The organism is Kitasatospora sp. NPDC058444 (assembly GCF_042721415.1).
Taxonomy (GTDB): Bacteria; Actinomycetota; Actinomycetes; order Streptomycetales; family Streptomycetaceae; genus Kitasatospora.
The window spans coordinates 25,366-46,775 of sequence record NZ_JBHXLL010000018.1 but is presented as its reverse complement, the minus strand read 5'-3'; the positions used below and the strand labels follow the sequence as shown (position 1 = coordinate 46,775).

General features: G+C 72.4%; 19 protein-coding genes and 2 tRNA genes. 7 read left to right on the top strand and 14 right to left on the bottom strand.

Annotated features, from left to right (window positions below; translation table 11 throughout):
• Window positions 1-71 precede the first annotated feature (71 nt).
• The 5 genes from ACFWP2_RS20115 to ACFWP2_RS20095 all read right to left on the bottom strand — a co-directional run bounded on the left by ACFWP2_RS20115 (window position 72) and on the right by ACFWP2_RS20095 (window position 2,790).
• On the bottom strand, window positions 72-902 hold the full coding sequence (locus ACFWP2_RS20115) for an ABC transporter permease (RefSeq protein WP_380453124.1): 831 nt from the start codon (window positions 900-902) through the stop codon (window positions 72-74).
• The gene (locus ACFWP2_RS20110) at window positions 899-1,906 is read right to left on the bottom strand and encodes an ABC transporter ATP-binding protein (RefSeq protein ID WP_380453122.1); all 1,008 of its coding nucleotides are present in this window, start codon (window positions 1,904-1,906) and stop codon (window positions 899-901) included. The genes ACFWP2_RS20115 and ACFWP2_RS20110 overlap by 4 nt, the downstream gene beginning before the upstream one ends.
• Window positions 1,907-2,144: 238 nt before the next feature.
• Window positions 2,145-2,217: transfer RNA gene (locus ACFWP2_RS20105), tRNA-Gly, on the bottom strand.
• 39 nt (window positions 2,218-2,256) lie between these two features.
• Window positions 2,257-2,329: transfer RNA gene (locus ACFWP2_RS20100), tRNA-Gly, on the bottom strand.
• A 143-nt stretch (window positions 2,330-2,472) separates the two neighbouring features.
• Window positions 2,473-2,790: an Lsr2 family protein gene (locus ACFWP2_RS20095; RefSeq protein WP_030056585.1), complete on the bottom strand. Its 318-nt coding sequence runs from the start codon at window positions 2,788-2,790 to the stop codon at window positions 2,473-2,475.
• A gap of 465 nt (window positions 2,791-3,255) precedes the next feature.
• Between ACFWP2_RS20095 and purS the strand changes: the two genes are divergently transcribed.
• The 4 genes from purS (at window position 3,256) to ACFWP2_RS20075 (ending at window position 7,322) form a co-directional block, all read left to right on the top strand.
• A complete protein-coding gene (gene purS, locus ACFWP2_RS20090) occupies window positions 3,256-3,510 on the top strand; it encodes a phosphoribosylformylglycinamidine synthase subunit PurS (RefSeq protein ID WP_049654013.1) in 255 nt (84 codons plus the stop codon).
• Window positions 3,507-4,184, top strand: coding sequence for a phosphoribosylformylglycinamidine synthase subunit PurQ (purQ, locus tag ACFWP2_RS20085; RefSeq protein ID WP_380453120.1), 678 nt, complete (start codon window positions 3,507-3,509; stop codon window positions 4,182-4,184). Before purS ends, purQ begins: the two co-directional genes overlap by 4 nt.
• The gene (purL, locus tag ACFWP2_RS20080) at window positions 4,184-6,439 is read left to right on the top strand and encodes a phosphoribosylformylglycinamidine synthase subunit PurL (protein WP_380453118.1); all 2,256 of its coding nucleotides are present in this window, start codon (window positions 4,184-4,186) and stop codon (window positions 6,437-6,439) included. The genes purQ and purL overlap by 1 nt, the downstream gene beginning before the upstream one ends.
• Before the next feature lie 67 nt (window positions 6,440-6,506).
• Window positions 6,507-7,322 (top strand): sterol carrier family protein, encoded by an 816-nt coding sequence (locus ACFWP2_RS20075; RefSeq protein ID WP_380453116.1) that lies wholly within the window; start codon window positions 6,507-6,509, stop codon window positions 7,320-7,322.
• Window positions 7,323-7,445: 123 nt separating this feature from the next.
• On the opposite strand, the gene ACFWP2_RS20070 is transcribed toward ACFWP2_RS20075, so the two are convergent.
• Window positions 7,446-8,243, bottom strand: a complete 798-nt coding sequence (locus ACFWP2_RS20070) for a DUF3152 domain-containing protein (protein WP_380453114.1) — start codon at window positions 8,241-8,243, stop codon at window positions 7,446-7,448.
• A gap of 219 nt (window positions 8,244-8,462) precedes the next feature.
• Here ACFWP2_RS20070 and ACFWP2_RS20065 point away from each other — a divergent pair, with 219 nt between their 5' ends.
• Window positions 8,463-8,882, top strand: a complete 420-nt coding sequence (locus ACFWP2_RS20065) for a DUF3151 domain-containing protein (protein ID WP_359897720.1) — start codon at window positions 8,463-8,465, stop codon at window positions 8,880-8,882.
• A gap of 97 nt (window positions 8,883-8,979) precedes the next feature.
• Here ACFWP2_RS20065 and fbaA read toward each other — a convergent pair whose 3' ends face one another.
• A complete protein-coding gene (fbaA, locus tag ACFWP2_RS20060; protein WP_380453111.1) occupies window positions 8,980-10,002 on the bottom strand; it encodes a class II fructose-bisphosphate aldolase in 1,023 nt (340 codons plus the stop codon).
• A 364-nt stretch (window positions 10,003-10,366) separates the two neighbouring features.
• Here fbaA and ACFWP2_RS20055 point away from each other — a divergent pair, with 364 nt between their 5' ends.
• Window positions 10,367-11,080 (top strand): DedA family protein, encoded by a 714-nt coding sequence (locus tag ACFWP2_RS20055; protein WP_380453109.1) that lies wholly within the window; start codon window positions 10,367-10,369, stop codon window positions 11,078-11,080.
• Between the two features lie 168 nt (window positions 11,081-11,248).
• On the opposite strand, the gene pyrE is transcribed toward ACFWP2_RS20055, so the two are convergent.
• The 6 genes from pyrE to ACFWP2_RS20025 all read right to left on the bottom strand — a co-directional run bounded on the left by pyrE (window position 11,249) and on the right by ACFWP2_RS20025 (window position 17,855).
• Complete coding sequence (gene pyrE, locus ACFWP2_RS20050) at window positions 11,249-11,785, bottom strand: orotate phosphoribosyltransferase (RefSeq protein ID WP_359897723.1); 537 nt, start codon at window positions 11,783-11,785, stop codon at window positions 11,249-11,251.
• 44 nt (window positions 11,786-11,829) lie between these two features.
• Window positions 11,830-12,867, bottom strand: coding sequence for a hypothetical protein (locus ACFWP2_RS20045; protein ID WP_380453106.1), 1,038 nt, complete (start codon window positions 12,865-12,867; stop codon window positions 11,830-11,832).
• Between the two features lie 279 nt (window positions 12,868-13,146).
• Entirely contained in the window at window positions 13,147-14,700 is a 1,554-nt protein-coding gene (locus ACFWP2_RS20040) for a polyamine aminopropyltransferase (protein WP_380453303.1), read from the bottom strand.
• Between the two features lie 248 nt (window positions 14,701-14,948).
• Window positions 14,949-15,515 carry a DUF2617 family protein gene (locus ACFWP2_RS20035; RefSeq protein ID WP_380453104.1) on the bottom strand — a complete coding sequence of 189 codons (567 nt, stop codon included), beginning with the start codon at window positions 15,513-15,515 and terminating at the stop codon, window positions 14,949-14,951.
• Window positions 15,516-16,016: 501 nt separating this feature from the next.
• Window positions 16,017-17,177 carry a pyridoxal phosphate-dependent aminotransferase gene (locus ACFWP2_RS20030; protein WP_380453102.1) on the bottom strand — a complete coding sequence of 387 codons (1,161 nt, stop codon included), beginning with the start codon at window positions 17,175-17,177 and terminating at the stop codon, window positions 16,017-16,019.
• Between the two features lie 120 nt (window positions 17,178-17,297).
• Window positions 17,298-17,855 (bottom strand): YbjN domain-containing protein, encoded by a 558-nt coding sequence (locus ACFWP2_RS20025; RefSeq protein WP_380453100.1) that lies wholly within the window; start codon window positions 17,853-17,855, stop codon window positions 17,298-17,300.
• Between the two features lie 415 nt (window positions 17,856-18,270).
• Between ACFWP2_RS20025 and ACFWP2_RS20020 the strand changes: the two genes are divergently transcribed.
• A complete protein-coding gene (locus ACFWP2_RS20020) occupies window positions 18,271-18,555 on the top strand; it encodes a helix-turn-helix domain-containing protein (protein WP_380453098.1) in 285 nt (94 codons plus the stop codon).
• 131 nt (window positions 18,556-18,686) lie between these two features.
• Here the strand turns inward: ACFWP2_RS20020 and clpB are convergent, their stop codons facing one another.
• A complete protein-coding gene (gene clpB / locus ACFWP2_RS20015; protein WP_380453096.1) occupies window positions 18,687-21,308 on the bottom strand; it encodes an ATP-dependent chaperone ClpB in 2,622 nt (873 codons plus the stop codon).
• Window positions 21,309-21,410: the final 102 nt, after the last annotated feature.

The window sequence follows — 21,410 nt, the reverse complement described above, 5'->3', positions numbered from 1 at the left end:
TTCTGCCTTCATATCAGAGGTGAACCCGGGGACGGTCCTTCGGATTGCCGTTCGTTACTGACCCGTCAGGTTCAGCGGCGCGGCTCCCACCGGAAGTAGCGCACCGCGCCCCAGACCGCCAGGCCGAGCCAGATCGTCCCGGTGACCAGGTGCGAGCCGGCGGCGCCCCAGGAGCCGGCGAAGTCGGTCGCGGCGGCCGAGCCGTCGGTGCCGAACCAGCCGACGCGGATCAGCTGGAAGGCCGGGGTGGTCGGCAGCAGGCGGCAGATGTTCGCCAGCTGCTCGGGCATGACGTCCAGCGGGACGAACAGGCCGGAGCCGAACTGCATCACCAGCATGACCGGCAGGGTGGTGATGCCCGCGCTCTCCACGGTCTTGGTGAAGGCGCTGGACAGCGCGGCCAGGGAGATCATGGTGGCCAGCGCCAGCAGCAGGCCGACCAGCATCAGCAGCGGGTTGACCGGTACGGCCAGGTGCAGCGCGATGCTGCCGCCGATCCCGATCAGGGCGGCCATCAGCAGGGCGAGGGTGAGCGAGGGGACGGCGGTGCCGAGCAGGATCTCGATGTCCCGGGCCTCGCCGGTGCGCAGCCGCTTGAGGACCAGCTCACCGCGCCGACCGACGTACGCGGCGGTCAGGTTGTAGTACACGACGAAGGCCAGCACCATCCCGACCGAGCCGTAGACCAGCAGCGAGTCGACGTCCAGGCCGGGGTTGGACTCGGCCTGCTTCGACAGCGTGCTCTGGAGGACCACGACCAGGAACAGCGGCAGCACCAGGGCGGTGAACAGGGCCGTGCGGTTGCGCAGCAGCAGGGTGGCCTCGGCCCGGCCGAGGGCGAGCAGCCGGCGGACGGTGGTGCTCTGCGGACCAGTGGCGGCGGCGGTGGCGGTGGTGGTCATCGGGCGGATCCGATCAGGCGGCGGCGGGCGGGGCGGGAGGCGGCGGGAGCCTGCGGGGGGTTCTGGTGGGCGGCCTCGGAGGCGATCGCGAGGAAGGCCTCCTCCAGCGAGGCGCTGCGGGCGTCCAGGGCGCCGAGCGCGATCCCGTGGTGCCGGGCCCAGCCGAGCAGGTCGGTGAGGGTGTCCTGGAGCCCGAGGGTCTGCACGGTGACCTTGCGGCCGTCGAGGGAGAGCTCGGCCCCGGCCAGGACGGGCAGCGCGGCCCCGTCGAACTCGGGAAGCTCGAAGCTGATCCGGGCCGGCCGGCCGGCGATCACCTCGGCGACGGTGCCGGAGGTGACGACCCGGCCGCCGTGCATGATGGCCAGCCGGTCGGCGAGCTCCTCGGCCTCCTCCAGGTAGTGCGTGGTGAGCAGCACCGTGGTGCCCTGGGCGCGCAGCTCGCGGACCAGCTGCCAGACGGCGGCGCGCGCCTCGGGGTCGAGGCCGGTGCTGGGCTCGTCCAGGAAGAGCACCTCGGGGCGGCCGAGCAGGGCCATCGCGAGGTCCAGCCGGCGCTTCTCGCCGCCGGACAGCTGCTTGACCCGGACGTTCGCGCGGTGGCCGAGGCCGACCAGTTCCAGCGCCTCCGCCACCGGGCGGGCGCCGCTGGTCATTCCGGCCCAGACGCGGCCGGTCTCGGCGGCGGTGAGCTCGCCGGCGAAGCCGCCCTCCTGGAGCATGATGCCGATCCGCGGGCGGACGGCGGCGCGCTCCCTGAAGGGGTCCCGGCCGAGCACCCGGACGGTGCCGTCGCTGGGCGCGGCCAGGCCCTCGATGACCTCCATGGTGGAGGTCTTGCCGGCCCCGTTGGTGCCGAGCAGGGCGAACAGCTCGCCGCGGCGGACGGTCAGGTCGACGCCGCGCACGGCGTGGTACCCGGTGGTGCCCCCGCCGTAGTGGCGGTGCAGGTCGGTGACCTCGATCACGTCTTCGCTGGGGCGGGAGGCCCGGCTCGTTTCCATGCCTCAAGCCTCCCGGCGACCGGGCCGCGCGGGCAGTGCGCGCCGTCATGACATCGCGGTGCGGATGCACGGGTCGGCGATGACAAATGTCATGGGCCGATATGCCGAGGGGCCGATATGCGGGAGGCACCGACATGTCGGAGGGACGGACAAGCCGGAAGGACGGACAAGCCGGAAGGGGCGGCATGGCAGGGGAATGCCGAAGGGCCCCCTCTTCCGAGGGGGCCCTTCGTATCGGAGCGGACGACGAGATTCGAACTCGCGACCCTCACCTTGGCAAGGTGATGCTCTACCAACTGAGCCACGTCCGCAGGTCAAACTATTGAGTTGTGCTGTGCTCGCGCACTGCGAGCGGACGACGAGATTCGAACTCGCGACCCTCACCTTGGCAAGGTGATGCTCTACCAACTGAGCCACGTCCGCACGGTGCCTGGTGGGGCACCCGCCGCCTCTTCGGATCTCTCCGTTGCGGCGACGAGGAATACTCTACAGCATCTTTCGGGGTGGTCGCCCCACCCTTTCGGTCCGGGCGGGCGGGGCGACCTGGGAGCGGACTCCCGCGGGGCTCAGTTCGCCTCGGCGAACGCCTCGTACACATGCTTGGGGATGCGGCCGCGGGCCGGCAGCTCCATCCCGCGGGACAGGGCCCAGGCGCGGACGGCGGCCGGGTCCGGGGTCAGGGCGGTGCGGCGGAAGGACTTTCCGGTGCGGCTCTGGCGGCGGCCGGCGGCGACGAACGGAGCGAGGGCCTCCCGCAGCTTTTCCGCGTTGTCCACGGACAGGTCGATCTCGTACGACTTCCCGTCGACGCCGAAGTGGACGGTTTCCGCGGCGGCGCCGCCGTCCAGGTCGTCGGAGAGCGTGACAACTACACGCTGTGCCATGGGTGTCAATCCTCTCGGGCAATTCGGCCGCCGGTCCGAGGGGGTACCGGGGCCTGATGTGCACCAACTCGCGCAAGCGCGAACGGGCGGGCCGGGTGGCTCGCCTGATACGCAGCACTTGCCGCGACAGGTGGCCCTATTCTGCACCCGAAGGGGGCAGAAATCGAAGAGTCCGGCATTCTTTTCCGGATATTCACGTCTCTTCGCGGGACTCCTTGATACCGGCGTGCGGGACGGGCGGATCTGTCCCCAAGTGCCGTATTCGGGTGTTCTCCGGCCGGTGCCGTTCCGAGTGCCGAATCCGTGGAAACCGGGCGGCCCGGGCGGCGGGGGAGGGGCCCGGATCCCTTGCGGCGTAAGGGTCTCGGGTCTACGCGCGTCGCTATCCCCGGCCAGCAATCCTGCCCGAAACCACCGGTAGTCTGGAGTTCCCCCGCCTCACCGAAGACACCACCGGGAGTGCCAGTGGCACGCGTCGTAGTCGACGTCATGCTCAAGCCGGAGATCCTCGACCCCCAGGGACAGGCGGTGCAGCGTGCACTGCCCCGCCTCGGATTCACCGGGATCGCCGACGTCCGCCAGGGCAAGCGTTTCGAGCTGGATGTGGAGGGCCCGGTCGACGACGCGGCGCTCGCCCGTATCCGCGAAGCCGCCGAGACCTTTCTCGCCAACACCGTGATCGAGGACTTCACCGTCCGGGTCGAGGAGGAGGGCAAGTGACCACCCGCGTCGGCGTCGTCACTTTCCCCGGCTCCCTCGACGACCGCGACGCCCAGCGGGCGGTCCGCCTCGCAGGCGCCGAGCCGGTCGCCCTCTGGCACCGTGACAAGGATCTCCACCAGGTCGACGCCGTCGTCCTGCCCGGCGGATTCAGTTACGGCGACTATCTGCGCTGCGGTGCGATCTCGCGCTTCTCGCCGGTGATGGAGTCCGTCATCGAGCAGGCGAAGCTCGGAATGCCGGTGCTCGGTATCTGCAACGGCTTCCAGGTGCTCTGCGAATCGCACCTGCTGCCCGGTGCGCTCACCCGGAACGACTCGCTGCACTTCATCTGCCGTGACCAGAAGCTGCGGATCGAGAACGCCGGCACCGCCTGGACCCGGGATTACTCGGCGGGCCAGGAAATCGTCGTCCCGCTGAAGAACGGCGAGGGCCGCTTCGTCGCCGAGGAGCGGGTGCTGGACGAGCTGGAGGCGGAGGGCCGGGTCGTCGCCCGTTACCTGGACGTCAACCCGAACGGTTCGTACCGCGACATCGCCGGCATCACCAACGCCGCCGGCAATGTCGTCGGCCTGATGCCGCACCCGGAGCACGCCGTGGAGCCGCTCACCGGTCCGACCACCGAGGGCCTGGGCTTCTTCACTTCCGTCCTGAAGCAGCTGGTGAACGCCTGATGAGCCTCGACACCGTCAAGAACGCCGAGCAGACCCCGGACGCCGCCCAGCCCTGGGCCGAACTCGGCCTCAAGGAGGACGAGTACGCGCGCGTCCGGGAGATCCTCGGCCGCCGCCCGACCGGCGCCGAACTCGCCATGTACTCGGTCATGTGGTCGGAGCACTGTTCGTACAAGAGCAGCAAGGTCCACCTGAAGCAGTTCGGCGAGAAGAAGCCGGATTCGGACGCGATGCTCGTCGGCATCGGCGAGAACGCCGGCGTCGTCGACGTCGGCCAGGGTTACGCGGTCACCTTCAAGGTCGAGTCGCACAACCACCCCTCGTACATCGAGCCCTACCAGGGTGCGGCCACCGGCATCGGCGGCATCGTGCGCGACATCCTGGCGATGGGCGCCCGCCCGGTCGCCGTGATGGACCCGCTGCGCTTCGGTGCGGCCGACCACCCGGACACCCGGCGCGTGCTGCCCGGCATCGTCGCGGGCATCGGCGGCTACGGCAACTGCCTGGGCCTGCCGAACATCGGCGGCGAGGTCGTCTTCGACTCCTGCTACCAGGGCAACCCGCTGGTCAACGCGCTGTGCGTGGGCGTCATGAAGCACGAGGACATCCACCTCGCGCAGGCCTCCGGCGCCGGCAACAAGGTCATCCTGTACGGAGCCCGCACCGGCGGCGACGGCATCGGCGGCGTCTCGGTGCTCGCCTCCGAGACCTTCGACGACACCAAGCCGGCCAAGCGCCCGGCCGTCCAGGTCGGCGACCCGTTCCAGGAGAAGCTCCTGATCGAGTGCACCCTGGAGATCTTCCGGGAGAAGCTCGTCAAGGGCATCCAGGACCTCGGCGGCGCCGGTCTGTCCTGCGCCACCAGCGAGCTGGCCTCGGCCGGCTCCGGCGGCATGCGGATCGAGCTCGACACCGTGCACCTGCGCGACCACACGCTCTCGCCGGAGGAGATCCTCATGAGCGAGTCGCAGGAGCGCATGTGCGCGATCGTGGAGCCCGACAAGGTCGACCGCTTCCTGGAGATCTGCGAGAAGTGGGACGTCATCGCCAACGTCATCGGTGAGGTGACCGACGGCGAGCGCCTGGAGATCTTCTGGCACGGCGAGCTCGTGGTGGACGTCCCGCCGCGCACCGTCGCCCACGAGGGCCCGACCTACCAGCGCCCGTACGCCCGCCCGAGCTGGCAGGACGCGCTGCAGGCCGACGCCCCGACCGCCGAGCGGCTGGCCCGCCCGACCACCGGCGAGGGCCTCAAGGCCGACCTGCTGAAGGTCGCGAGCCACCCGAACCAGGCCTCCAAGTCCTGGATCACCGACCAGTACGACCGCTACGTGCTCGGCAACACCGTGCTCTCGCACGGCGAGGACTCGGGCATGATCCGGATCGACGACGAGACCAACCTCGGCGTCTCGGTCGCCACCGACGGCAACGGCCGCTTCGCCAAGCTGGACCCGTACACCGGTGCCCAGCTGGCCCTGGTCGAGGCGTACCGCAACGTCGCGGCCGGCGGTGCCAAGCCGCTCGCCGTCTCCGACTGCCTCAACTTCGGCTCCCCCGAGGACCCGGACGTGATGTGGCAGTTCGCCGAGGCCACCCGCGGCCTGGCCGACGCCTGCCTGGTGCTCGGCACCCCGGTCACCGGCGGAAACGTCTCGCTGTACAACCAGACCGGCGAGGTCGCCATCCACCCGACCCCGGTGGTCGCGGTGCTCGGCGTCATCGACGACGTCACCCGGCGCACCCCGGTCGCCTTCGCCGAGGAGGGGCAGCTGCTCTACCTGCTCGGCGACACGGCGGACGAGCTCGGCGGCTCGGCCTGGTCGCAGGCCGTCCACGACCACCTCGGCGGCCTGCCGCCCAAGGTGGACCTGGAGCGCGAGCGGCTGCTCGGCGAGATCCTGATCGCCGCCTCGCGCGACGGCATGATCGACGCCGCGCACGACCTGTCCGACGGCGGTCTCGGCCAGGCGCTGGTGGAGAGCTGCCTCAAGGGCGGCCACGGCGCGCGGGTCATCGTTCCCGAGGGCATGGACCCGTTCGTCTTCCTGTTCTCGGAGTCGGCCGGCCGCGCCGTCGTGGCGGTGCCGCGCAGCGAGGAGCTCCGGTTCAACGACATGTGCACCGCGCGTGGCCTGCCGGCCACCCGGATCGGTGTCGTGGACGGCGAAAGCGTGGATGTCCAGGGCCAGTTCAGCGTCTCGCTGGCGGAGCTGAAGGACGCCCACACCGGTGTCATCGAGGCCCTGCTGGGCTGACGCACGATTCAGGAGGGGCGGGCGGTTCTCTGGTGAACTACCCGCCCCTCGGCGTATGTTGACGCCCATGTCTGCCAAGTCCCGTACGTATCAGCCGCAAAAGGTGAGCGCCGCGCTGGTGGCGCAGAGCGAGGCGGTGCGCGACGTCGTGCACCGACTGACGGAGTCCGATCTGGAGCGGCCGACCCGGCTCGGCTCCTGGCGGGTGCGAGAGCTGGTGACCCACGTGAGCCTGGCGCTGAGCCAGCTGCTGCCCGTGCTGGACGCGCCGGAGGTGGACGGGCCGACGCTGCCGCTGGCCGAGTACGCGGCGCTGGCCGGGACGATGGCCGAGTTCGTCGACACCGTGACCACCGAGAAGGCGGCGAGCGGGTTCGCCGGCCCGGCCGCGGAGCTGGCCGCCACGTTCGACCAGTCGCTGGACGCCGTACGGGGCGTGCTCGACAAGCTGGCCGACGCGGAACCGGACCGGCGGGTCACCTTCCTGACCGGCCATCCGATGCTCCTGACCGACTACCTGGTCAGCCGGCTGGTCGAGACCGTGGTGCACGCCGACGACCTGGCCGACGCGCTCGGTCTGGACGCCTTCCCGCACGACCCGCAGGCCCTCGCCGCCGTCTCCCGGATGCTGGCCGACGCCCTCGCCGGGCAGGTGCCCGGCGGCGCCGTCGAGCTGCGGGTGCCGCCGTACGCGGTGGTCCAGGCCGTACCGGGGCCGAAGCACACCCGGGGCACCCCGCCCAACGTCGTGGAGACCGACCCGCTGACCTGGATCCGGCTGGCCACCGGCCGGGCCGACTGGGCGGCGGCGGTGGAGGCGGCCGAGGTGTCGGCCTCGGGCGAGCGCAGCGATCTGCGGGAGTACCTGCCGGTGCTGCGGTAGCACCCTGGGCGAAGCCGCCCGGCCGGGGTCTCGGTGCTGCTGTCCCGAGGTCCCGGCCGGCGGTGTCGCCGTCTGCGCCGGCGCGGTCCACGGGACGGCGCGGTGCTGCGGGGCGCCGTGGTGCTACGGGACGGACGGGCCGCCGATGTAGCCGCCCTGCGCCGAGTACGGCCAGGCGTTGGGCGTGCAGCCCTTGAGGCCGTAGATCTGCTGCATCATCGCGGGGGCGGGCTTGCCCTCGCCCGGGCAGCCCTCGTGCCCGTGGCCGATCCGGTGGCCCACCTCGTGGTTGACGATCAGCGCCCGGTACTCCTCCAGCGGTCCGCTGAACTGCGGTGAACCGGTGTTCCAGCGCTTGGAGTTGACGAGCACCTGGTTGCCGACGTTGCAGTTGACCTCGCCGTGGGTGTCCAGGCCGGAGGCGCCGCAGATCCGGTCCACGGTGGCCGGTGAGGCGATCTTCACGGCGAAGTCGTACGGGCCGTCGGTGACCAGCTGGAAGCCGTTCTTGCGGTCGCTGGTCCAGCCGCGCTTGTCGCCGAGGATGGCGTGGATCTGCGCGGCGGCGGTCGGGGCGTCGATGCCGATGCCGTCCTCGACCTCGACCCGGTAGCGGCGCACGTTGCCGCGCCCGACCGGGTTGGCGGTGGCCGGCGCGACGGTGAAGGTGCCCGCGCCCTTGGTGGGGCCGGGGTCCGGCGCGGCCGGTGTCGACGGCTGTGCGGGCGGCGGGGTGTCGGCCTTCGCGGGAGCCGGGGGCGGGGCCTGCTGCGGTGTCGGCGCCGCCGTGGCGGCCTGCTCGGCCGGCGGGGCGACCCTCGCCTGGGTGGTCGGGGCGGCGGCCGGGGTCCCCGAGGGGCGGTTCAGCATGACCGCCGTGGCGCCCAGCACCAGCACGGAGACCACCAGTGCCGTGAGCATGACAGGACCGGGTCCGCGGCGCGGTCGGCGGCGTCGGCGACCGCCCTTCCGGGGCGGTGCGGTGCGCCGGCCGACGGATCGGGCTGCGGACATGATCTTCACACTGTCAGGCGAACGGGTGAATGTCCACACGCCTCGGCGGCGACTCGGGGTGCCGCGGAGCGGGGCCCGTCCGGGACGGCGGTTGACCCCTGCGTCTCGGGTGGCAGACTTCAGGGCATGGCGATTCACAGGAATCTTCTCGACGGTCCCGAACCCACCCTCCTCCCGGAGGAGGAGCGGCCCTACCGGATGCTGGCGGAGGAGTCGGCCTCCCCCACCCAGGTCGCGGCCGAGTTCCCGGTCTTCTGCCTGGCCTGGGCCATGCTCGCCGACGACGCCTACGCGGCCGGCCGGTACGTCGAGTCGTACGCCTACGCCCGTACCGGCTACCACCGTGGCCTGGACGCGCTGCGGCGCAACGGATGGAAGGGCCACGGCCCGGTGCCGTGGGAGCACCGCGGCAACCGCGGCTTCCTGCGCTGCCTGGCGGCGCTCGCCCGGGCGGCCGGCGCGATCAAGGAGACCGAGGAGGAGACCCGCTGCTGGCAGTTCCTGAAGGACAGCAGCGCGGAGGCGTACGCGGAGCTCAAGCAGTAGACATCCCCCCCGACACACGGGTGCCCCCGGCGGTCTCCGCCGGGGGCACCCGTGTGTCACGCGCGGGGCGCGCGGCTCACGTCATGGGGCGCGGGCCTCACTTCAGGCGCTTGCCCGCCGAACGCAGCTGCTCGGCGGCCTCGACCACGCGGGCGGCCATGCCGGCCTCGGCCAGCTTGCCCCAGGTGCGCGGGTCGTAGGTGTTCTTCTTGCCGACCTCGCCGTCGACCTTCAGCACGCCGTCGTAGTTGGCGAACATGTGGCCGGCCACCGGGCGGGTGAAGGCGTACTGGGTGTCGGTGTCCAGGTTCATCTTCACGACGCCGTTCTCCAGCGCGGTGGCGATCTCCTCGGCGGTCGAGCCCGAGCCGCCGTGGAAGACGAAGTCGAACGGGTCGGTCTTGCCGTACTGCTTGCCGATCGCGTCCTGGAGCTCGCGCAGCAGCTCCGGCTTCAGCACGACGTTGCCCGGCTTGTACACGCCGTGCACGTTGCCGAAGGAGGCGGCCAGCAGGTAGCGGCCCTGCTCGCCCAGGCCCAGCGCCTCGGCGGTGCGCACGGCGTCGTTGACGGTGGTGTACAGCTCGTCGTTGATCTCGTGGGTGACGCCGTCCTCCTCGCCACCGGTCGGGGTGATCTCGACCTCGAGGATGATCTTGGCGGCGGCGGCCTGGGCCAGCAGCTCCTGGGCGATGGCCAGGTTGTCGGACAGGGTCTCGGCCGAGCCGTCCCACATGTGCGACTGGAACAGCGGGTTCTCGCCCCGGGCCACGCGCTCGGCGGAGACGGCCAGCAGCGGGCGGACGTAGCCGTCCAGCTTGTCCTTCGGGCAGTGGTCGGTGTGCAGCGCGACGGTGATGTCGTACTTGGCGGCGACGATGTGGGCGAACTCGGCGAGCGCGACGGCGCCGGTCACCATGTCCTTGTTGTGCTGGCCGCCCAGGAACTCCGCGCCACCGGTCGAGATCTGGATGATGCCGTCGCTCTCGGCCTCGGCGAAACCGCGCAGCGCGGCGTGCAGGGTCTGCGACGACGTGACGTTGATGGCCGGGTAGGCGAACTTGCCCGCCTTGGCCCGGTCCAGCATCTCGTTGTAGACCTCGGGAGTTGCGATGGGCATGCGATCCGCTCCTGTCGGGTTGCGGCGTACGGACGGTGCTGTCCGACGCTGTGTACGCCTTCGTGACGACTCCGTGCCGGCCCGCCGTCGCGCGGCGTTGCGGTTGGCTCTCCGGCACCAAGGTTCGCGGCGACCTCCGCGGTACGGCCATGAGGGTGGTGTACCGCCGCGGACCGGACGCCTGTGCCATCTTCCCAGACTCGTGCCCGCAGGTCAGCAGGAGCCCGCCATGCGGACCGTCGCACGGCACGGGCGCACGGCGGTCGCGGGCGGCTCCGGCGGGGGCCGGGAGCGGCCCCCGCCGGGCACCGCCGGCACGGGTACGCCCGCTTCGCCGGCAAGGTGCGCCCGCTATCCTGCGCCCGTGGACTACAACCAGCTGGCCGTCAACCTGCTCGACGCCAAATCCCTGATCTCGTCCCTCGGCGCCATCGGGCTGATCGCGATCATCTTCGCGGAGACCGGCCTGCTGGTCGGCTTCTTCTTCCCGGGCGACTCGCTGCTGATCCTCGCGGGCGTCGCCGCCTCGAACGCCGCCTCCTCGGTGCTCGGCGACGGCGCCAAGCTGCCGATCGGCGTCCTGCTGATCGGCGCCCCGATCGCGGCGATCGCCGGCGCCCAGCTCGGGCACCTGATCGGCGCCAAGGTCGGGCCGAAGATGTTCGACAAGCCCGATTCGAAGATCTTCCGCCGCGAGTACGTGGTGAAGGCGGAGGAGTACTTCAACAAGTTCGGCTCCGGCAAGGCCGTGGTGCTGGCCCGCTTCATGCCGATCGTCCGCACCTTCCTGAACCCGGTCGCCGGCACCCTGGAGATGCCCGCCCGGACGTTCTTCCTCTGGAACGTGGTCGGCGGCGTGCTGTGGACCGAGTCCATGCTGCTGATCGGCTACTTCTTCGGTGACGCGCTCGCCCCGGTGATCGACAAGTACCTGATCCCGGCGATCCTGCTGATCGTCCTGCTGTCGATCTCGCCGATCCTGGTCGAGGTCATGCGCGAGCGGAAGAAGAAGAAGGCCGGCGGCGCCGAGGCCGTCGACGAGGTCCAGACCGGCAGCGGCCGGCACCGTCGGGGCTGAGCGCCTGAGCGCCTGAGCGCCTGAGCGCCTGAGCGCCTGAGCGCCTGAGCGCCTGAGCGTTTGAGCGCCCGGCGCACGCGGACACGGCGAGGGCCGGTGCTGTTTCACGTGAAACAGCACCGGCCCTCGGTCGTTCGTCGTGCCGGACGGGATCCGTACCGGACGGGATCAGAGACCCAGGTCGTCCAGGGTGTACGCGGTCACGTACTCCAGGCCCTGGGCCTCGACGGCGGCCGCGCCGCCGCGCTCCACGATCACCGCGACGCCGACCACCTCGGCGCCCGCCTCGCGCAGCGCCTCCACGGCGGTCAGCACCGAGCCGCCGGTGGTGGAGGTGTCCTCGACGGCCAGCACCCGGCGGCCCTTGACCTCCGGGCCCTCGATCCGGCGCTGGAGGCCGTGCGCCTTGCCCGTCTTGCGGACGACGAAGGCGTCCAGCTGCTGCCCGCGCGCGGCGGCGGCGTGCAGCATCGAGGCGGCCACCGGGTCGGCACCCAGGGTCAGACCGCCGACGGCGTCGTAGTCCAGGTGCGAGGTCGCGTCCAGCATCACCCGGCCGACCAGCGGGGCGGCCACGCCGTCCAGCGTGATCCGGCGCAGGTCGACGTAGTAGTCGGCCTCCTTGCCGGAGGAGAGGGTGACCTTGCCGTGCACGACGGCCTTGTCCTTGATCTGTGCCAGCAGGGCGTCGCGGTCGTTGCTCATGAGCGTTCAGTCTAGGGCCTGGAGCTCCCGGCGGCGCCCCGGGCTCAGCGCCGGCGCAGCGCCCTGACCAGCACCACGGCACCACCCAGCAGCGCCACCGAGCCGCCGATCACCCACGGCACCGCGCTGCGGCCGTCGATGCCCGGCACCACGATCCCGCCGGCCTCGCCGCCCCAGCGGGACGCCGCCCGGGCCCGCGCGCTGCGGGCGGGCAGCGCCGGGGCGTACGGACCGCGCGGCGGGGCGTGGTCCACCTCCTCGGCGGACCGGCCGACGATGCTGCGGCGCACCGGGCCGCTCAGCACCGGCTCCTCCTCGTACGCGAAGAGCGGCTCGGCGGGGAGCTCCTCGGCGACGCCGTCCTGCTCGGCGGAGCCGTCCGCGGCCTCGCCGTCGACGTCGTCCTCCTCGTCCTCGTCGTCGGCGGAGCCGATGGGCAGGCCGAAGCGCTCGGCGTCGGCGTCGGAGAAGGCGATCAGGTCGGAGAGGTCGTCGTCCAGGTCGTCGCCGGGCTGGTCCTGGCGGTCCTCGATGAAGACCACACCGGCGTCGGCCCCGGTCCCGGCGTCGGCGGGCTCGGCCGACTCGGCGTCCGCCTCCTGGTCCTGCTCCGCCTCCTGGTCCTGGGGCTGCTCGCCCTCCGGGGTGACCAGCGCGGTGGCGAACCGTTCCAGCAGCCGGCGGCCGGTGGCGTCGAGGGTCTCCTCGTCGAACTCGGTCAGCCGGCCGGTGGCGCTGAGGTCACCGGTGAAGCGGATCACCGCGGTGCCGTCCTCGGCGCCGTCCGCGACGCTGACCCGGACGGTGGCGGTCACCTCGCCCCTGCCCCGGGCCTCCTCGCCCTCGGCGAGCACGGTCAGCACGCCCTCCCGGCCCTCGATCAGCGACAGCACGCCCTTGTACGTGATCGTGGAGCCGCCGATCCGCAGCTTCAGCCGGCCGCCGATCTCCTCGGCCGCACCGGCCCCGACCGCGGCCGGCTCGGTGCTCAGCCCCGGCACACTCCGCGCCAGCAGGGCCGGATCCTGCAAGGCCTGCCGAACCGGCTCGGCGGACATCGGGACGACAACCTCATGCTCCATGTCACGGAGCCTACCGACTGGGCCCTGTTCGGTCCCTACCCACCACCACCAGATTTTCCCCACCCCGCCTGTTCCCTTGGCCGTCGCACCATCGCCGCGGCACCCGCCCGGGCGTCCCGCCGCGCGGGCGGGTGGGGCCCGCGGGGTGGCGGGCCTTCAGGGGCCGCCGCCTCGACGGGGGTGGCTCTCGGCGGGGCCGGGGTGGGTGTGGGCGGCCGGGCGCCTGCGGGTGGGGCCCGCGGGGTGGGCCCGCCGGGTTCCCCGGCTCGGCGAGGTGGCTCAGCGGGGCCCGAGCAGGGTGAGGGCGGCCGGGGGGCGGGTGGGGCGGAGGGCGGTGAGGCGGGCGGTGGTGGCGTGGAGCGTGTCGGGGGTGAGGGCGCGGGGCGGTGGGGCGTCGGGGGCGAGGGTGAGCGGGGGCCGGACGGCGGCCGCGAGGAGGAAGTTCTGGGCGTCGTCCGGCGCTCCGGGGCGGCAGCCGGCGGTGGCGCTGCCCGGGACGGCGTACGGGGCGGTCTGCAGGCCCGCCGTCCGCAGGCCGGACTCGATCTGCCAGAGGCCGTCCAGGTCGCTTCCGGCGCGGACCGCGATCCGGCCGCCGGGGGAGAGCAGCCGGGTGGCGAGGCCGTAGAACTCCTGGGAGTGGAACTTGACCGGCCCGCCGTCGGCCGGTGCCGGGAGGTCGGCGAGCACCACGTCGTACGGCCCGTCCCCGCCGGGGGCGCCCGCGCCGCGCAGCCAGGCCATCGGGTCGGCCGCGGTGGTGCGGACCCTGGGGTCGTCCAGTGAGCGGCCGCCGAGGCCGGAGAGCCCGGGGTCGGTGCGGGCGAGCCGGGGGAGGGCGGGGTCGGCGTCGACCAGTCGGACGGTGCGGACGCCCCGGTGCCGCAGCACCTCCCGCAGGGCGAGCCCGTCGCCGCCGCCGAGCAGCAGGACGCGGGCGTCCGGGCCGGCCGCCATGGCGGGGTGGACGAGGCCCTCGCTGCCCCGGTACTCGTCGGGTCCGCAGACCGCGAGCCGGCCGTCCAGGTAGAGCCGGAGGGGGCCTTCGGCGGGGCCGGTGAGCACGATCTCCTGGGACCGGCTGCGGGTGGCGTAGCGGACCTGGTCGCCGTACAGGGCGTGCCGGGCGGCGCGTTCGACGGCGTCGGAGCCGGCCGCGGCCGTCGCGAGCAGGGCGAGGACGAGCAGGCAGCCGCCCCAGAGCAGCCGTCGTATCCGGGGGGCGGGTTCCTCGCGGAACAGCCAGAGCACCACGGCCGCTCCGGCGACGGCGTTGACGGCGCCGGTGAGCAGGGCGCCGTCGCCCGGTCCGAGGGCGGGCAGGATCAGGAACGGGAAGGCGAGGCCGCCGATGAGCGCGCCCACGTAGTCGGCGGCGAACAGGTCGGCGACGGCGCGTCCGGCGTCGTCGCGCCGGATCCGCTGGATGAGGGTCATCAGCAGGGGGATCTCGGCGCCGATCAGGATGCCGATCAGGCAGGTGAGCCCGACCATGGCGGCCTGGTAGCGGCCGATCCAGGCCCAGCAGGAGTAGAGCGCGAGGACGGAGAGCCCGCCGGTGAGCGCGAGCGCGCACTCGACCAGGGCGAAGGCGGTGGCGGGCCGGCTGGTGAGCCGTTTGGCGAGCAGTGACCCGAGGCCCATCGCGAACACCATGACGGAGAGCACGACGGAGGTCTGGGTGACGGTGTCCCCGAGCAGGTAGTCGCCGAGCGCCACGAGTTCGAGTTCGTAGACGAGTCCGCAGGCCGCGCAGACGAACGCGGCCAGCAGGACGGTCAAGCGGGCGAGCCGGGGGCGGGATCGCAGCCGGGATCGACGGCGGGCGGGCAGGAGTGGGGCGAGGCTTCGCCCGGGCCGGGGTGGGGCGCCGTCGTCGAGGTCCACTCGCGGGCATACGGGCGGACCGGCCGGATGGTTGATCACGAACAAACGCTAGGGGACGTGCGGTACGGATGGCTGCGCCCATCCGGCGGACAGTTGACGACGTCGGATTGACGAACCGTTCCTGCGTACGATTCGTAGGCCTTGTGCCGGGCGGCCTACGGCCGGATCGGTGTTCCGCTCCGGGCTTCCGGCGGTCATGCCCCGGCCGCCCCGGCCACCCCGGCGATCTCGGCGATCTCGGGCACCACCAGCGAGGAGCGGGTGCACACCAGCTGCCCCTCCTGCGGGTAGGCGTGCCAGGTGCGCCAGAGCAGCCGGTCCGGGCCGCCCTGGGTGACCAGCGCGGTGAAGGCGCTCGGGTCGCCCGGGAAGACCCCGGCGAGGCCCCGCGGGTGCCCCTCGACCAGGGCCAGCAGCTCCTGGGCGCGGGCCGCGAAGTCGTGCGGCGGGAGCGCCTCGATCCGGGCCGCGAACTCGTACTCCCAGCCGCCGACCTGCTTGGCCACCCGGGCCGGCAGCGGGGTGCGGCGGCCCGGCAGGCAGGCGACGGTCTCCAGGCACTGGCCGGGGCCCGCGTCGATCAGCACCTGGTGGGAGGCGCCCAGCAGGCGCAGCTGGAGGGTGCCGGACGGGCCCGGGCGGCCGCCACCGCCGAGTCTCAGGTCGCGGACGGCGAGAGCGGGCAGCGGGTCGCCGCCGAGGCACCAGGCGAGGTCACCGGCGCGGGTGTCCGTGTAGGAGGTCTGCAGTGTGGTGAGCATGCTCGGCTCCGCGTTTCAGCTCCGTGCGCGCCCGCCGAGCAGCAGCGAGTAGGCCTAGGCGATGGCGAGGCTGTTCGTGGCTGTGCGGCCCTGGGCGCGGCCGACCGTGGAAGGAAGGATTCCGGCTGGAGATTCAGCAGCAGAGAAGCACGAATACGCCGGGTCCGCCGGTGATTTACCCAACTTTGTCAAGCATTCACCGTTTCGAGCACACCTGCTTCCCGGGTCTGATCGAGCCCATGTGCGAGTCTGCACAGCGCGCGCCCCTGTCACCGGATCGTGCGCCGTGTGCGCCGGGTGTGCGCCGTCCGGGTGCAGGACACACCGCCGCCCTCCAGGCGCGGGGCATGGAGGGCGGCGCGGGAGTGCCTCGACGGTCGGAAGGATCGCCGCTGTGGCGGCAAACAAGCAAGCCGATCAAGGAAGTTGATGATCCATCAGAACTGGCGTCGGATCACGGACATCCCTGTTCGAAGGGCGTGAAAGGGGGCGTGCGGCCTCTCACAGGCGCCGTAGACGGGCGACGGCCTCCTGGAGGACCTCGTCCTTTTTGCAGAAAGTGAAGCGGACCAGGCTACGGCCGGCCTCCGCGTCGTCGTAGAACACCGCGTTCGGGATGGCGACGACGCCGCAACGGCCGGGCAGGGCACGGCAGAACTCGATGCCGTCCTTCTCGCCGAGCGGTGTGATGTCGGTGGTGACGAAGTACGTGCCCTCGGGGGTGAAGGCCCGGAAGCCGGCCGCGGCGAGGCCGTCGAGCAGCAGGTCGCGCTTGCGCAGCAGGTCGGCGCGGAGGGTGTCGAAGTACGTGTCGGGCAGCCGCAGGGCCTCGGCGACGGCGTACTGGAAGGGGCCGGCGCTGACGTAGGTGAGGTACTGCTTCGCGGTGCGCACGGCCGCGACCAGCTCCGGGCTCGCGGTGACCCAGCCGACCTTCCAGCCGGTGAAGGAGAAGGTCTTGCCGGCCGAGGAGATGGTGACGGTGCGGTCGCGCATGCCGGGCAGGGCCGCGACGGGGTGGTGGACGGCGCCGAACACCAGGTGCTCGTAGACCTCGTCGGTGACGACCAGCAGGTCGTGTTCGAGGGCGAGTTCGGCGATCCCGGCGAGCTCCTCGGCGGTGAGGACGGTGCCGGTCGGGTTGTGCGGGGTGTTGATCAGCAGCAGCCGGGTGCGCGGGGTGATCAGCGAGCGCAGTTCGTCCAGGTCGGGGCGGAAGGCCGGGGCCCGCAGGGTGAGCGGGATCCGGGTGGCGCCGGCCATCGCGATGCAGGCGGCGTAGGAGTCGTAGAAGGGTTCGAGGGCGATCACCTCGTCCCCGGGCTCCAGCAGGGCCAGCAGGGTGGCGGCGATGGCCTCGGTGGCGCCGGCGGTGACCAGCACCTCGGTGTCCGGGTCGTACGTCAGGCCGTGGAAGCGCTGCTGGTGCTCGGCGATCGCCTGCCGCAGCTCGGGGATGCCGGGGCCGGGCGGGTACTGGTTGCCCCGGCCCTCGCGCAGGGCCCGTACGGCCGCCTCGCGGACCTCCTCGGGCCCGTCGGTGTCCGGGAATCCCTGGCCGAGGTTGATCGAGCCGGTGGCCGTGGCCAGGGCCGACATCTCGGCGAAGATCGTCGTTCCCATCCCGGCCAGTCGGCGGTTCAGCAGTGGCCTGGTACCCATCGGTGGCTCCTCACGGCTCGTCGTCAGGGCCATCCTGGGACAGCCGGGAGCCGGGGACAAGGACGGCCCGCCACCGGCGCGGAGGCGGTGGCGGGCCGGACCGGAGTACCGGGAACGGGATCAGGCCTCGTCGGTGCCCTTGTCGCCCTCGCCGTCCTCGCCCTCGATCTCGTTCTGGAGGCCGAGGCGCTCGACGATCCACTGCTCGAAGCCGACCGCGGCCTGGGTCCAGTTGGCGGTGGTGGTGACGAAGTACTCCAGGTTGACGCCGGTGCCGACGATCATCTGGGCCTCGCCGATCAGGCGGACCACGCCGTCCTCGTGGGTGTGGGTGTAGACCTTGGGCCAGAGGGTCTCGCGGTTCCACTCGTCGATCAGGTCGAGGATCTCGCCCTTCTTCTCCAGCGGGTACGCGCGGTCGTAGAAGGCGCGCACCGCGAAGAGCTCCTTCTGGTCGCCGCGGAACATGTAGTAGACGCGGAAGCCCTCCCAGGGGGCGGTGAGGTCGCCCTCCTCGTCCACGACGTGCTTGAGCTGCATCTGGTCCAGCAGCTGGGTGACCAGGTTCTGGTCCGGGACGACGATCGGCGGCGGGCCGGCCGGCCGCCCGCCCTGGCCGCCGGGCTGGCCGCCCTGGGGAACGCCGAAGGACGGGATGGACGACGGGTCGATGCTCATGGGGGTCCTCTTCCTCAGTGCACGTGGTGGCCGGCAATGAGAGGCCGCCCTTTCCACCTCCCATCCTGCCTCATTCGGGGCTCCGCTCACAGGGGCGGCCGAGGGGGCGTCGATCTTCGTCCGGCGTTCTTCCCGCCCTCGTCCGGCGCCTCCGGCGGGGGGTGGAACGGGCGGCGGTCACGGAGGGTGTGCGGGGGCGGTGACCGGGACGGGAGCCGGGGCGGCGACCGGGTGGGGCGCGGACCTCCGGAGGGGCGCGCGTGAGCCACGTCACGCGCCCGGCGCGCTGGTTCGCCTGCCGTCCCGGCCGGAAGCGGTTAGCGTGCGACGGAACTCGCTTCGATCAAATCCCGGTCAGGCAGGGCGAGTTGAACAGTCCTGAGGTGGACTGTCCGGAATTGAGGGGGGAGCAGGAGTGGGTGGAGCGGCGACGGGGGACGGCGCGACGCTCGGGGCGCTGCTGCGGAACATCCGGCTGGACCAGGGGATGACGCAGGAGCAGCTGGGCGAGGCGACCGGGCTGAGCGTGCGGTCGATCCGGGACCTGGAGCGGGAGGTGTCCTGTCCGCGGGTGTCCACGCTCAGGCTGCTGACCCAGGCCTGGAACCTGCCGGACGCCCAGGTGGCCGAGCTGCACCGGCTGGCGCGCAGCCGGCGGGACCGGACGCGGCGGCTGCTGCGACAGGCGGCGGCGGAGTGAGGGCGCCGGAATGGGGGCGTTGGAGTGACGGCGGCGGTGGAGTGAGGGCGCTGGAGTGACGGCGCGCGGAACGGGCCGCCCCCTGCCGCCGGAGCGGAGGGAACGGCCCGTGCGCCGGACGCCCGGCGGTGCTACTTCTCCAGCGGCCCCCGGCCGCGGACGGTGAGCCGGTCGCCCGACTCGTCCCGCTCCACCAGGACCGTGTCCCCGTCGTGCACCGCGCCGGACAGGATCGCCCGGGCCAGCTGGTCGCCGATCGCGGACTGCACCAGCCGGCGCAGCGGGCGGGCGCCGTACGCCGGGTCGTAGCCGGTGAGCGACAGCCAGTCGCGGGCGGCCTCGGAGACCTCCAGGGTGAGCCGCCGCTCCCGCAGCCGCTCGCCCAGCCGGGCCACCTGGAGGTCGACGATCCGGCTCAGCTCGCCGGTGCCCAGCGGCTCGAAGACCACGATGTCGTCCAGCCGGTTGAGGAACTCCGGCTTGAACGCGGCCCGGACGGCGCCCAGCACCAGCTCCCGCTTCTCCGCCTCCGGGGTGACCGGGTCGACCAGGTACTGGCTGCCCAGGTTGGAGGTGAGGATCAGGATGGCGTTGCGGAAGTCCACCGTGCGGCCCTGGCCGTCGGTGAGCCGTCCGTCGTCCAGCACCTGGAGCAGGACGTCGAAGACCTCCGGGTGCGCCTTCTCCACTTCGTCCAGCAGCACCACGCTGTACGGGCGGCGGCGGACGGCCTCGGTGAGCTGGCCGCCCTCCTCGTAGCCGACGTACCCGGGCGGGGCGCCGACCAGGCGGGAGACCGAGTGCTTCTCGCCGTACTCGCTCATGTCGATCCGGACCATCGCCCGCTCGTCGTCGAACAGGAAGTCGGCCAGGGCCTTGGCGAGTTCGGTCTTGCCGACACCGGTCGGGCCGAGGAAGAGGAAGGAGCCGGTCGGGCGGTCCGGGTCGGCGATGCCGGAGCGGGTGCGCCGCACCGCGTCCGAGACGGCCTGCACGGCCTCCTTCTGGCCGATCAGGCGTCGGCCCAACTCCTCCTCCATGCGCAGGAGTTTGGCGCTTTCGCCCTCCAGCAGCCGACCGGCCGGGATGCCCGTCCAGGAGGCGACCACGTCCGCCACGTCGTCGGGGCCGACCTCCTCCTTGACCATCGGGGCGGAGGCGGACCCGGGCTCGGTGTCCGCAGTGGCGGCGCGCTCCTGGGCGTCGGTGAGCTCCTTCTCGGCGGCCGGGATCTCGGCGTACATCAGCTTGGACGCCCGCTCGAAGTCCCCGTCGCGCTGGGCGCGTTCGAGCGCGCCGCGCAGGTCGTCCAGCCGCTCCTTGAGCTCGCCGACCCGGTTGAGGCTCTTCTTCTCCTGCTCCCAGCGCGCCGTCAGCACGCTCAACTGCTCGTTCTTGTCGGCGAGGTCGCGCCGCAGTCTGGCCAGCCGGTCCACCGAGGCCGGGTCGGACTCCTTCTCCAGGGCCAGTTCCTCCATCCGCAACCGGTCCACGGAGCGCTGGAGTTCGTCGATCTCGACCGGGGAGGAGTCGATCTCCATCCGCAGCCGGGAGGCCGCCTCGTCGACCAGGTCGATCGCCTTGTCGGGCAGGAAGCGGGAGGTGATGTAGCGGTTGGACAGGGTGGCCGCGGCGACCAGGGCGGCGTCCGAGATCTGCACCTTGTGGTGCGCCTCGTACCGGCCCTTGAGGCCGCGCAGGATGGCGATCGAGTCCTCCACGCTGGGCTCGCCGACCAGCACCTGCTGGAAGCGGCGCTCCAGGGCCGGGTCCTTCTCGATCCGCTCGCGGTACTCGTCCAGCGTGGTGGCGCCGACCATCCGCAGCTCGCCGCGGGCCAGCATCGGCTTGAGCATGTTGCCCGCGTCCATCGCGGAGTCGCCGCCGGCGCCCGCGCCGACCATGGTGTGCAGCTCGTCGATGAAGGTGACGACCTGGCCGTCGGAGGCCTTGATGTCGTTCAGGACGGCCTTCAGCCGCTCCTCGAACTCGCCGCGGAACTTGGCGCCCGCGACCATCGCGCCGAGGTCCAGCGCGACCAGCCGCTTGCCGCGCAGCGACTCCGGTACGTCACCGGCCACGATGCGCTGGGCCAGGCCCTCGACCACGGCGGTCTTGCCGACGCCGGGCTCGCCGATCAGCACCGGGTTGTTCTTGGTCCGGCGGGAGAGCACCTGGACCACCCGGCGGATCTCGTGGTCGCGGCCGATCACCGGGTCGAGCTTGCCGTCCCGGGCGGCCTGGGTGAGGTCGGTGCCGTACTTCTCCAGCGCCTTGTAGGTGCCCTCCGGGTCCGGTGAGGTGACCCGGCCGCTGCCCCGGACGTCCTTGAACGCGGCGAGCAGCGCCTTCGGGGTGGCGCCCTGGTGCACCAGCAGCTCGGCCACCTGGCCGCCCTCGGCCGCCAGGCCGACCATCAGGTGCTCGGTGGAGACGTACTGGTCGTCCAGGTCGTTCGCGCGCTTGCCGGCCTCGGTGAGCACCGCGATGGTGTCCCGGGCGAGCTGGGGCGCGGCGACCGTCGTGCCCATCGCGCTGGGCAGCGCGGCCGCCTGGCGGCGCGCCTCGGCGTCGACCCGGGCGACGTCCGCGCCGACCGCCTCCAGCAGGGGCCGGGCGATGCCCTCGGGCTGCTCCAGCAGGGCGATCAGGATGTGCACCGGCCTGACGTCCGGGTTGCCGGCCGTGCCCGCCTGCCGGATCGCGGCGGACAGGGCGTCCTGCGTCTTGGTGGTGAACTTGCTGGCGTCCACTGCTGGGGGGCCTCCCTCGTCGTCCTTCACTGCTGCTGCGTACTGCTGCGTGCCGTCGCGCACGGCTGTCTGCCGTGCGGCGCGCACCGGTGTCCGGCGTCG